8 protein-coding genes and 1 riboswitch are annotated in these 12,601 nt (G+C 36.2%); of the genes, 4 read left to right on the plus strand and 4 right to left on the minus strand.

Translation table 11 applies throughout. From position 1 onward, the window contains the following. Position 1 precedes the first annotated feature (1 nt). From VNN39_RS08725 to VNN39_RS08740, 4 genes are all read right to left on the minus strand, one after another. The gene (locus VNN39_RS08725) at positions 2–3,721 is read right to left on the minus strand and encodes a SpaA isopeptide-forming pilin-related protein (protein WP_339007057.1); all 3,720 of its coding nucleotides are present in this window, start codon (positions 3,719–3,721) and stop codon (positions 2–4) included. Positions 3,722–3,855: 134 nt separating this feature from the next. Further along, positions 3,856–5,586 (minus strand): SpaH/EbpB family LPXTG-anchored major pilin, encoded by a 1,731-nt coding sequence (locus VNN39_RS08730; protein WP_338997478.1) that lies wholly within the window; start codon positions 5,584–5,586, stop codon positions 3,856–3,858. 342 nt (positions 5,587–5,928) lie between these two features. Continuing rightward, positions 5,929–6,330: an ArsC/Spx/MgsR family protein gene (locus VNN39_RS08735; RefSeq protein ID WP_338997480.1), complete on the minus strand. Its 402-nt coding sequence runs from the start codon at positions 6,328–6,330 to the stop codon at positions 5,929–5,931. Between the two features lie 54 nt (positions 6,331–6,384). Beyond that, on the minus strand, positions 6,385–7,248 hold the full coding sequence (locus tag VNN39_RS08740; protein WP_338997482.1) for an Rgg/GadR/MutR family transcriptional regulator: 864 nt from the start codon (positions 7,246–7,248) through the stop codon (positions 6,385–6,387). A gap of 288 nt (positions 7,249–7,536) precedes the next feature. Here VNN39_RS08740 and VNN39_RS08745 point away from each other — a divergent pair, with 288 nt between their 5' ends. From VNN39_RS08745 to VNN39_RS08760, 4 genes are all read left to right on the plus strand, one after another. Beyond that, positions 7,537–8,466 (plus strand): alpha/beta hydrolase, encoded by a 930-nt coding sequence (locus VNN39_RS08745; protein WP_270231868.1) that lies wholly within the window; start codon positions 7,537–7,539, stop codon positions 8,464–8,466. A 79-nt stretch (positions 8,467–8,545) separates the two neighbouring features. Next, positions 8,546–8,635, plus strand: a riboswitch (TPP riboswitch). Between the two features lie 78 nt (positions 8,636–8,713). Further along, positions 8,714–10,003, plus strand: coding sequence for a uracil-xanthine permease family protein (locus VNN39_RS08750; RefSeq protein ID WP_338997484.1), 1,290 nt, complete (start codon positions 8,714–8,716; stop codon positions 10,001–10,003). Further along, entirely contained in the window at positions 9,990–11,105 is a 1,116-nt protein-coding gene (locus tag VNN39_RS08755; protein ID WP_338997486.1) for an acyl-CoA synthetase, read from the plus strand. The genes VNN39_RS08750 and VNN39_RS08755 overlap by 14 nt, the downstream gene beginning before the upstream one ends. A gap of 15 nt (positions 11,106–11,120) precedes the next feature. Then, entirely contained in the window at positions 11,121–12,590 is a 1,470-nt protein-coding gene (locus tag VNN39_RS08760; RefSeq protein WP_339007060.1) for an acyl-CoA reductase, read from the plus strand. Positions 12,591–12,601: the final 11 nt, after the last annotated feature.

Raw genomic sequence — 12,601 nt, forward strand, 5'->3', positions numbered from 1 at the left:
TTTAAGCTGCCTCCTTATTATTTTTTGTACGACGGTAAATGAGCCCGCCACCAAGGCCAATCATTCCTAGAACAACAAGACTAAGCGCAATCAAGAGGCCAATGCCCGCTTTTCCACCTGTGAAAGGTAAGATTGACTCAGCATCATCTTTGATTTTAAGGTTGATTGTTTGGTCGCCTTCACTTACTGTAAATGTAACAGGATTTTTCAACAACTCATAGCCATCTGGTGCTTTAATTTCAAAAACAGTATAGGTTTGAGAGATTGGATTATGATTGGCATCGTAACCTGCAAAAAGGTTTTGATCAACATTCAGATTACCTGTCTTATCCGTTTCATAGGTACCAATAAAGTCAGCATTTTGTTCTCCATCTGCTGGGATTTCTTGTAAATCGCCACGATAAATGGCAAATTTAGCACCGGCAAGTCCATTACCTAAAATATTCGTTTTAAAGATATCTAAGTGCGCTGAGCGATTAAGGCCCAAGTTATTGTAAGGTAATTCTTGCAAACCATCTTTTGGCTTAATCACTGTATCGAGATCTTTAAGTGTTGCTCCAACGTCATTCCAGTCAGAACCTTTAACCGGATTTTGAGCCGTGATACGGTCTTCTTCTGCTTTAACTTTTGAATTCTTTGCATCTGAGTTAGACGAATCCGCCATGAACTTAGTGACTTGGTATTCTTTTGTTTGCAGTTTACCGTTGATTTCAAATTCAGCGATATAATGTCCTTCAGATAAGTTATTGAAAATATAGAATCCTTTATCATCAGTTTTGACTAAAGAATTCCCTTTGTCATCGATGAATTTTTCACCTTTGACATTTTCAGTTACCAGTTGGTCTTTATAGTTTGGATTTTCCAAGCTTGTACGGTAAAGCTTAACAGCTATATCTTTAACAGGTACTTCTGCATCGTCTTTCAAACCGTCATAGTTATCGTCATACCAAACATATCCTGACAATTCACGACCATAAATCTTCGTTTCAACATTGTTTGTTGTTTGCTCTTGATTGACAATCGAATTCACTGTTGCATTATTGATTAAGTCTGCGCCAACGTTGTCTTTATGTTCTACTGTAATTTTCAAAGCATAAGTTGTATTGGCAGGGATATTGTCTACATCCACCAAAATTGCAGATGTTTTTTCCAAGACAGAGGCATCTGAGCCATCATAAGCTAACCAGCCCTTAGCGGCTAAATCTGTCGCACTTTGTGGTAAACTATTTGGATCTAATTTAGTATTTGTTTCTGCTTGACTTGGATCCTTGTAATAAAGACGTGCTCCTTTAACAGCGTCACCGTTCGCATCAACCAATTGTGCTGAAAGGACATGAGCTGTACCTTGAGCATTGAAACTTGTTTGTCGCTCATCTTTATTGAAAGGTAAAACATCTAAAATACGAACCTTATCCATACTTGATGTGGCACTTGTATTTGCCGCATTAATTGTGTAAGTGATCGGTTGAAGACGACTTTTTGTTGTGTCTACTGGATCAACAGTTCCGTTTTCTGTTAGATTCTTATCCACTTCTTTAGAAACTTTCAAGGCATTCTCTGTGTCCTTGTCCACAGTAGTCACAACATCATTACTTGGATCATCAAAAGTTGTATCGTCGTAATAATGACCGGACTGTTTTGTATTGTTCACGATATGAACTTTACCATTTTCGTCACGTTCTACTTTGCTTTCATCAGTTACTCGTGCACCTATTTCAAAACGTACTTTATGAATTTCTTCGTACATTTTAGGATCTTTGAGTAACTCTGGTTTAGCTTTAATTGTTAATACACCATTAACCATGCTATAGTCGAAACTGGCTGTAAGATCTTCACCTTTAGTGCTGCCATCCCAAGCGTAAGCTTTAATCGATGAAATAGCATCAAAAGTAATACCAGCAGGTGTACTGTCGGTTAATTGCCAATCCTTGAGCACCTTACTTTCATCATAGGTAGGAAGCTCTAAAAATTGACCCTCTAAAGTATAAAGATATTTTTCATGGATATCCGTCAATGTGTCCGAATCCACAAGCGATTCATCAGAGTCACTAACATATTTTACAGGGGGATTTAAAGGTTTAGGTTTAGACAAATTCTTCACTGAAGGAACAGCAAAGTAGTCCACATTTCCTTCAGGCGTTTTTTGATTAAGTAAATACGTTGCCGCATTGGCTGGATAGAATTTTCCATCACGATACTCTTCTTTTAACTCGACATTATAAGTCAAACGAATACCGTCTTTTTCTGTCTCCGTTCCACCAAAGTTTAACGAGTTTAGAGTAACTTGGTTATTTTCTGGTACAACTTGCACCTCAGATGCATATGCTGGGAAATTCGCAGCGCCCTGTTTGATTTCGGTTAGAGCACCATTTTCCACCTTCAATGCAGAAAGCTCTGGACTTCCTTGGTAAGTGACAAATTCACTCATCGGGTCGGTTACGATACCATTTTGAATGGAGTTTGACAATCGATTTTTCAATTGATTCAAAGCATCGATTAGGTCTTCTTCATTTGCGGCAGAGTAGTAGCCGTCTGGTCCCAATGCTCTTAAAATTTCCAAAGCATTCGAACCTGTTGCAAAACCTATAGAATATTTTATTATGTCTGAGAATTGAGAGCTTCTATTTAAAATATAATTGTGATTTTGATCAATAATTTGATTTAAATGGCCTTGACCTTCTGAACCGTTCCCATTCCAATCTGAATTTGAAGTCATTTGGTAAGCATCAAAACCTCTACTGTCTGGCTTCATCTCAACACTACTAGAATTAAGTCCATCATTGTATGAATTCAGATTAGGGCTGTATGTAGGTACACCGTCAGTTAAGACAATAATGACCTTTTGAGCATCTGATCTAGCTCCATATTTAGCATCTGTCAGCATTTGGTAACCTGCGTCCAGTCCTAAAAATGTTGGTGTACCTGAATTAACTCCAGGCTCATTTTTTATTAATGACTTACTCATGTATTCATTAGCATTATCTGTAAAACCTGTTCCGTTTGAAAATGTTGCAATATTTGCAAACAAATCATCCGTATATAGGTTCCCCAACCAGTCTGTTCCTCCATCTGATCCAAAATTTGCTAGACCCAAGTGTATCATTCCATTGTTACTGGGGTTTAGCAATTGGTTAGAAAAGTCAGAAACAGCGTCTTGTAATACATTCCATCTGGTTGGGCTATTCCACCCTGAAGTCATCTGCTTATTCATCGAAGAAGATTTATCCAAAACCAAAGCTACATCGACAGGCTGTGTTTCCTTCAAGGCTTTACCAATAACATCCAATTGAATTTTGAAGTTATTGGGGTCATCTGTTGGTATAACGATTTTTTTAACATAAGCGTCATTATAAGAATGATAACCATTTTCAAAATCCATTGATCCAGTGCCTAAAACATTTTCAGTTGGTGTTACTTCACTGTTTTCTTTACTGAAATCAAAGTTTTGAATATTGTCTGAATTATTATTGTTGGTATAACTCTGCGTATGATGGGTGGGATAAATACCCGTGTCATCATTGACGTAAGTGAAGGGATCAGTAGGATTCACATCTATTCTAGGTGTCGTTATCTTAGGGAAAAAATTTGTTTCTCTCACTGGGTCCACAGGAACAGAATCATCTATCGTTTCCGCAAAGACAGGAGCAAAACTATTAAACACTAATGCAAACGTAGCCAGCCCCATCATCATTTTTTTCATACGTTTTCTTTTAAGATTCATTTTTTGTCCTCTTCCATCATTCAAAAAACAATAGAATTTTCATTTTTTTAGTAAAAATTCTCTATTATTTCTTGGTGATTAATAAGCAATCAGACGGCTAGAGTATTCTCTATCCGCCTATTACCTGAATCTAATTATGCTTGACGACGTTTTTTGTCGATCACAACTGCTGCTGTACCAAGAGCAATTGCACCCATCGCGATACTTACCATCAATGTTGTGCCTTTCGCACCAGTAAATGGAAGATCTGATTGTTTTTTGTTTTCAACAGTTGCTTCCCAAGTAGCATCTGCTTCTGTGTCTAAGTTAACAGTTACTTTGATTGGATCTTTAACCAATTCATAACCTGTTGGTGCTTTTGTTTCAACAACCCAGTAATCACGTTGGATATCTGCATCAGCAAATGTTGGTTCTGTACCATCCATATCTTGCTTTCCGTTGCCATTGACATCGTTGTACCATGTCAATGGTAAACCATCAAATCCCGCATGACCTTGATCATCTGACGTTGTTGTTAAGAAGTGTACACCCTCAGGTAATTTTCCTTCTGCATAAGATTGACCATCTGATGCTAAGAATATTCCAGCACGTGCATTTTCTTCTGAGGTAGCGATATAGAATTCAGCGCCTGATAGATTTGCACCTTTTTCATCGACTTTATGGATATCTAAACCACCGTCAAAGTATTTTGGTTTGTCCGGATTCACATCATGGTCTGGTTTCAAACCTGGGGATCTTTTATCCACAGAGAAACTGTTCTCAATTTTCCCATCCCAGCCTTCTTTAACTTGGGCTTTATAAACCACGCGCATTTGTGTTGCACCAGTCATATTTCCAACTTTTTCCATACCATCTTTAGTTAATTGAACGGTATTTTTACCTGCTGGTTTCATTTCATTGGCGCCTTCTTTGAAGGTATAATCTGTACCTTGCTCAAGTGTTACCCATTCACCCTCTTTATTTTTAACTTGCATTTCTACTGAGAGAAGATCTTGATTAGGATCCAAGTCATCAGTAACTGTCAAATAATCCATATAAACTTTATCGCCTTTATGAACATGACCACCAGTTGAATCAGGTCCAGTGTAATCTGCATTAGGATCTAAACCTTCAATAAAGCTATCTTCTGTGGCAATATAGAAAAAATCACCAGGATTGATATCAAATGCAGCTTCCCACTGGTAGGTTTGACCCGCAACAAGTGATTCACCATTCTGTCCATCAATCGTTTTAACGGGGTTAAGAGGTGTATCTTCTTCATTTTTAGGATAAACATTAACATCATAAATCAAGTCAGACTGTGAAACACGATTTGTCATTGGTACATAAATGAAAGCTGGGATAGCTTTATATTTAATTGTTGTAGCTTCACCTGTCGTATTATTGATCACACCAGTTGAATCTTCTTCGACTAACATATAGATGCCATCATTTGTTTTACCAGTCCCTAAATCAAATGTAATTTGACCATTTTCATCAGTTGTTTCTTCCAGTGCATCAAAAGTTGAATCGATTTCGTAGTCAGTACCTGCAACTGCAGTCGCTGCATCAACTAAAGGTTGGCCACCTTCCAAGGGTTTAACACGAACAAGTTTGAATTTTACATTTTTCAAAGTTGCCAAGTTATCAGGATTATTCCATGCTGTACCATCACCAGGGGCTCCGAGTTGTCCTTCACTTTGGATGGCATATTTTGTCAAAGTGATTGAGCGAGCTGATGTGTTATCTGCAATTGCTGACGAATCCGCATGAGCAACTGCAACAGTGTTCAAAAATGCAGGAGCAGACAAACTCAGGGCACTTGTTCCAGCTAATGTTGTTAGGGCCAAGCCAACAATAATTTTGTGTTTGTAAGAATTTTTCATTTTTACCTCTTTTTAGATGTATAGTTCTCAAGTTAATTAAATTGGTAAATTCTTTAATATAACTTAATCGGTTGTATTATACCGCCTATTTTTGCAAAACTCAATGGGGAAACGGCTTTGTTTAGGAATCTAAACACCGCATTTTATTAGTCTTATTAATATATCTTAAACCGATTGCCAATTTCGATATTTATAAGACTTTAAAACAAAATTCAGACAAATCAGAAAAAACATTCTATATAGCGTTTTCAGAGTTTCATCATATTTTTATGACGCGTATGCACAAAAACCAGCGACTATTCACTGGCTTTTTCTCTATTTATTTTGTTTAGCATTCCCAAATCACACCAGAAAAGAAAAATCTCCTCTATCTACTCTACGATGACTTTTGGGGATAAATTTTCTAATTTCGTTACTATTATAGCCTATCATTATTTTTGTTTCATCAAACAATATTGGCTCTTTAATACTTCCTGGTGATTGTAGTATTTGTTGAATAAAGCTTTGCATTGGAACTTCTTCAAATTTACTGCAACTCAGCTGTTGTTTCTGAGACGATATTCCAAGTCTTGAAACAAGAATATCATCAAAACCATTTTCTGAAAGAGAGAGCATTTGTTTAATATTTTGCATTGACAAGTCAGAACTTGAAATTATTTTATATGGTATATGATGACTTTCAAGCCAATCTATAACTATAAGGACACGTCGATCAGATTTTGTTTTTCTATAAACATTTATCATAATTTTGATTTTATTTTTATTACTTGTTAATAGTATATTTAAACCATTCTAAAGTTACTTGATTAATAGATAACCTTTTGCTTTACCATTAATCATCTTCTTATAATAAAATTCCAACATATTTTTTAAATCAGTGGCTTCAATATCTAAAAGAATACGCAAAGAACGTCGAACAATCTTATTGCCCATCTGTGTATCTTCAAATTTATAAATCCAACAGCCTTCTAGATACATTCCCATAACCTTTTCTGTAACCTCAAGAGTTGAAGGTAACTCTTTTAAATACTTGATTAAACCTTTTGCTTCATTTTGTTCTCCTTGGGCAATTAATTGTAGAGCGCCCTTTGCAAGAACCCGAGCAAAAAGAGGTCTGTATTCTCTTCTAACACGTAAATAATCATATTTTTTTTGCCTTAACTGACTAATAATAGAATAAACCAAAGTTTGATCAAGCTGTGGCATCGTATTAATCAGTAGATTTAGCTCATACCGACTCCACATCTCGCAATTATTAAAAAATGTTTCAAGTTGTGTTTTTTCTTCAAGCGTTAGCTCTTCATAACATGCTTTAGCAGCTAAAGCAATAAAATAGTCTTCTTCAATTTCATAATACACATTGTCATGGTAAATTTGCTTAAGTTTTTCTTTGTCTCTTGTGACAAAAGCATTCTCTATCTCTTTAAATTGTATGATAAAATACTCTGATTCTGTGTTATTAATCATCAAAATATATGATGTCATTGTCACATTCATCTTTTGAAGTGCCATATCTAATTTGTCAAAGGATAATAAAGTTTTTCCATTTTCAAATTGTGACAATGTACCTTTTGAAATTCCGAGACTTTCAAAATACTCTAAAGTCTTTTTATGCTGCTTTCTCAGCGTTCTAAAAGATTCACCATACTTGCTATAACTCATTTATTCTCCTCAAAAAAAAATCAAGTGATTCAAGCATTTCTTCTTAGACCTAATGAAATGCTTAAAACGCTTGAGCGTTATTCCCGGTGGAATTATATTTTATTGTTTTTGTATTTTAAAAATTAACACAAAAGAAAATTACAAAATATAGTCTAACATATTTTTCGTTCACTCTACGATACATGTAGCAACAAAATGTTCATATTTCAAGATTTTAAACATTTCACATTAGATTGTCTATACCACTTTTTTAAATGTTATAATAGTTTTGGTTAAAAAGGAGCTCCTATGAAGAAAAAAATTACAATATTGACAATAATTTTTTTAATTATTCTGACAATAATGACAGTGGTGACAACATTTTACATGTATGATTTCGCATTCGTACCCGGAAACAAGAGCTTTGTACCACATAATGGACAAAACAACCCTCTAAATATTAAAGCCAGCCAATGGTTGAATTCTACTCAAAAGCAAGAATGGCATGAAATCTCAGCCACAGATGACTTAAAGCTCAATGCTTACTATATTCCTGCACAAACTAAAACTAAAAAAACCATTATTATTGCTCATGGTTATATGGGAAAAAAAGAAGATATGGCACGTTATATGCAAATGTACCATGACCTCGGTTATAATGTCTTAGCACCCGACGATCGTGGTGCGGGGACATCTGATGGAAATTATATCGGTTTTGGGTGGCCGGACCGTTTAGATTATGTCAAATGGATTAATAAGGTTATTGAGTATACAGGTCAAGACAGCCAAATTGCTTTGTTCGGTGTAAGCATGGGAGGCGCAACAGTCATGTTTACTGCTGGCGAAAAGCTTCCTTCCCAAGTCAAAGCAGTTATTGAGGACTGTGGATACAGCAGTATTTCTGCTGAACTCGCATACCAACTGAAAGAGATGTTCCACTTGCCAAAATTCCCACTCGTTTATACAACTCAATTTCTTGTACAAGTACGCGCACACTATAACTTTTTTGAGGCTGATGCTACTAAAGCTTTAAGACGATCCACTCTCCCTATCTTTATCATCCACGGGGCTGAAGATAAGTTTGTCCCAACAAAAATGGCGACTGAAAATTTCAAAGCTGCTCATTCTCCTAAAGAATTATGGATTGTACCTAAAGCTCAACATGCACAGTCTTACATCGTAAACCCTCAAGAATACCAAGAGCGTACATCCACATTCTTAAACAAATATTTGAAATAGCTTGAGATAATATATACAATAATTTTTGACAAATATCTTGTATTTTGATAAATTTACTTTACAATATTAATATTACATTATAGATCACTAGGGGTGCCTTTATGGCTGAGAATTACCCTTTGTACCTGATCTGGTTAGTACCAGCGGAGGAAAGTGACATCTAATTCGTTATCATAAACGCTATTTTAGTATGTCTTTTTGCACTTTGCAAAAGGACATTTTTTATTTTCTAGGAGGAATTATTCCAATGAACAAACCCAAGCCCCATAAAACAGCTGAATATAGTCTTATCGCACTGCAGCATGTCTTTGTCTCCAATGTTTGGTTAGACCCTATATATGTAGCAACAGCAGGAGGGCTTTCCCTAGCCTACTCTTCAAACCTTGTCAACACTATTTTTATTGTCTCGGGCTTGGTCACTCTTTTACAGGTCACTCGTCTTATCAAACTTCCTGTTATTCAAGGTCCTTCCGCTTCTTTTGATGCCTTGATGATTAGTGCTGCAAAGACAGGACAGCTATCTGCAGCAGGTACTTCCATTTTACTCAGTTCATTCATTGTTCTTTTACTTTCTGTTACTGATTTAATCACCAAACTCGTGAAATTCTTAAGCCCAGCCGTTAAAGGTGTTTTGATTTTTATTGTCGGCCTCTCCTTGATTAATTTTACCTTATCAGAGTTTTTCGGAGGAACACCTGGTACTCATGACTTTGCTAGTCCTCATAATATAGGACTTGCGCTTATTACATGTGCGACAGTTCTTCTTTTTTCTTTATTTGGCAAAGGTATTTGGAAACGATTTTCTTTTCTATTTGCCTTAATTGCTGGGGATATAACTGCCTATTTAACCGGAAGTATAGATTTTTCAGGTGTAAAAACACAGGCATGGTTTGGTTTACCTCATTTTCTTCCTTACGGTCAACTCCATTTTAACTGGTCAGTTTTTATTGCCTTTTTCATTGCCTATCTTGTTGCCGTCGTTGAATCCATTAGTGTTTATGAAACAGCTGGCAATTTACTTGGTGAAAATATTGAAGCTTCACGTATTCGAAACGGAATTGTTGGCGAAGCGCTGGGCTCTATAAGTTCTTCTTTATTTGGTGGCTTTCCAACTACAGGTTTTGCCCAAAATCTAGGGGTTCTCAGTATGACGTCGTCATTTTCTCATGTCCCAATCATGATTGCTGGAGTATTTTTTATCATTTTAGGATTCATCCCTAAGATAGGTGCTCTCTTGGCCTTAACTCCTTCTTCTGTCATTGGTGGATTATTCTTGCCAGCTGCAGCCACTCTAATTTCTGCAGGCTTAAGTATTCTTCGGCAAGTAGAGGATAATCCTCGAAATAATCTTGTTATGGGATTACCTATTATTTTAGCAATTGGTCTCCCTAGCTTCTCATCAAACTGGTCAGGGCCTTTAGCTATCCTACTCTCCAACGGAATCCTCATTGGCGCTCTTACTTCTGTTACTTTACAGCTTTTACTTATCAATTTTCCGAAATTCTTAGAAGAAAGGTTAAACCATGCCTCAAAATAAAACCGAATTACAAAATAATATTCTCAAATTCATTCAAAAATATGCCACAACTACTGCTCATGAAAATTATGAAGAGGATTTCAATACGTTAGCTTTAGCAGTATTCTCATACCAATTCGAACATAATTTCCCTTGTAGAAAGTATGCTCAATCAAAATCCAAAACACCACTAACTGTCACATCTTGGGAAGATATACCAACCTTACCCATCCAGGCTTTTAAAAATTTTGATTTATCCACTGTAGGGCTTAATGATATTGAAGATATTTTTACTTCAAGTGGAACTTCTGATCCCCAAAATAGAAGTAAAAATTATCATCCAAATTTTGAAGTTTGGGACAGTTCAATGAAGTATGGCTTTAAAAAATATGTCCTCCCTGATCGTGAAAACATTCAAATACTTTCTTTATTTCCTGGGATTGAGTCAAACCCTCATTCGTCATTATCGCGTTATGTCAGTCAGGCAGTCTCTTTTTTTGGAACAGCTGACAGTCATATTTTTGTTGATCAAGCCGGTATAGATTATTCTTCAGTCGTAATGGAAATCCAACGTGCAGAAAAAAATAATACATCAATAATGCTACTTGGTGCTTCTTTTTCATTTGTCTATTTACTTGATTACCTCACCGAACAGCGGCTCACATTTTTCTTGTCAGAAAAAAGTATTATTTTTGACACAGGTGGCTTCAAAGGAAAGACTAGGGAAATTAACCAAGATAAATTTTACAATCAAATTCAGGAAGTTTTTCATATCAAGCGGTCTCAAATTATCAATATGTATGGCATGACAGAAGTAAGTTCCCAATGTTATGACCAAAATATACTTCATACCAGTTCGAACCAACCTATCTCCTATAGTAAGGCAGCTCCAGCATGGGTCAAGATACAAGTTTTAAGTTTTGATACATTGAAACCTGTTGAAAAAGGAGAGAGAGGTCTTCTTGCTTTCTATGACTTATCAAATTGGAATTCTTGTATGGCTATTTTAACAGAAGACATTGCTATTCAAAATGACACAGGCTTTGTACTACAAGGTCGCGCAAACGGATCAGAAAGTAAAGGTTGTTCCGTTGCTCTCGATGAACTTTTACAATCACTATAATATAAGAAGAACATAATGAATGAAATAAAACCACTAATACTTGAAGCCTACCATCTCCCCAGCTCCTTTGTGCCACAAGAAATCAAAGAGAAAAAAATCCAGAAAAATCACCAAGAAGTTGTCCTTCGTTATCCACTTTTTGATAGCTCTGATATCGAAAAATATACAGATGAAATCAAATCAAAGAGAAATGAACACCTACAAAAGCTCAAAACATCGGAAATTATTGATATTATCGCTACCGCTGCAGAAAAATGGACAACTCCAGAATACCCTTATCGCAAAATAGCAGAAAAAGCTCTTCCTATTATTACTGGCTATGATCAGGAGACGGTCCAATTAGAAATCAAAACTTTTATTCGGTTATTCCTCAAAAAAAATCTTTTGCGTTTTATCAGTTCAGAGTTTGGGAACAATGGAAATCTCTTAGACGACTTTTATCCTCAAATTTCCGGTGGCTTTACCAAAGCTTTTGGTCCTGAAACCCTATTTACTGTTTTTTCAGGAAATATACCTGGCCTCCAGATTTGGGCCATTGTTATGGGACTTTTGGTAAAATCTTCCATCTTAGGAAAGCTTTCTTTCTCTGAACCACTATTCCCTGTATTATTTGTAAAAACCATCGCTGAAATCGACCCAACGCTTGCTGATACGATCGTACTTCTTCCCTGGAAAGGTGGAAATGAAGAACTTGAGTGTGCAAGTATCGCTGCTTCTGAAACTGTCGTTGTTTATGGTGGTGAAAAAGCCGCTTCTGCTATTCGACAACAGGTACCTTCTCATAAAAAATTTTTAAGCTATGGTCACAAAGTTGGTTTTGCTGTTATAGGAAGAGAGACGCTAACTCCCGAATATTACCAAGATATTGTTAAACGCCTCGTAGATGATATAACAATTTATGATCAACAAGCCTGCCTTGCACCACAAACAGTATTTATTGAAAACGGAGGACAAATTTCTCCAAAAGAAATCGCTCAGGCACTCGCTTACCATCTTGAAAATCAAGAGATAAAACGACCGCGTGCACCTTTGTCAGAAGAAGAAAGTTTAGCAATAGCAAGTTCAAGACAAACTGCCGCACTTGCCGCACTTCAACATAACGATACATTACTTTTACCAAATGAAAATAATAGCTCTGGTACTGTTGTCTTCCATAAAAGGCCTGGTTTTAGTGCTTCTCCACTTAATCGTTTCATTCATGTATTTGCCATTGATGACTTATCGAACATTCCAAAATTTATCAAGCCTTTTGCGCCATTTTTACAAAGTGTCGGAATAGCTGTTGAGCCTAAAAGACTATTTGAATTATCAGATATGCTGGGTAAATTCAACATTAATCGTATATGCGCTCTTGGACAGATGAATCATGTTTTACCAGCATGGCATCATGATGGCCGCTTCAACTTGATTGATTTAGTGCATTTTACTGATTTGGAACGCAGTGCTGAAGTTTACTGTGATTCATTTGATCCCGATATAGAATAGAGGTATTTCTT

Origin of the sequence: Lactococcus formosensis (assembly GCF_037892375.1) — a bacterium.
Lineage (GTDB): Bacteria > Bacillota > Bacilli > Lactobacillales > Streptococcaceae > Lactococcus > Lactococcus formosensis.

What these genes read in the sequence shown, in the direction of transcription:
- VNN39_RS08725 (WP_339007057.1), bottom strand. Translation starts at nt 3,721, where the DNA reads ATGAATCTTAAAAGAAAACGTATGAAAAAAATGATGATGGGGCTGGCT.
- VNN39_RS08730 (WP_338997478.1), bottom strand. Translation starts at nt 5,586, where the DNA reads ATGAAAAATTCTTACAAACACAAAATTATTGTTGGCTTGGCCCTAACA.
- VNN39_RS08735 (WP_338997480.1), bottom strand. Translation starts at nt 6,330, where the DNA reads ATGATAAATGTTTATAGAAAAACAAAATCTGATCGACGTGTCCTTATA.
- VNN39_RS08740 (WP_338997482.1), bottom strand. Translation starts at nt 7,248, where the DNA reads ATGAGTTATAGCAAGTATGGTGAATCTTTTAGAACGCTGAGAAAGCAG.
- VNN39_RS08745 (WP_270231868.1), top strand. Translation starts at nt 7,537, where the DNA reads ATGAAGAAAAAAATTACAATATTGACAATAATTTTTTTAATTATTCTG.
- VNN39_RS08750 (WP_338997484.1), top strand. Translation starts at nt 8,714, where the DNA reads ATGAACAAACCCAAGCCCCATAAAACAGCTGAATATAGTCTTATCGCA.
- VNN39_RS08755 (WP_338997486.1), top strand. Translation starts at nt 9,990, where the DNA reads ATGCCTCAAAATAAAACCGAATTACAAAATAATATTCTCAAATTCATT.
- VNN39_RS08760 (WP_339007060.1), top strand. Translation starts at nt 11,121, where the DNA reads ATGAATGAAATAAAACCACTAATACTTGAAGCCTACCATCTCCCCAGC.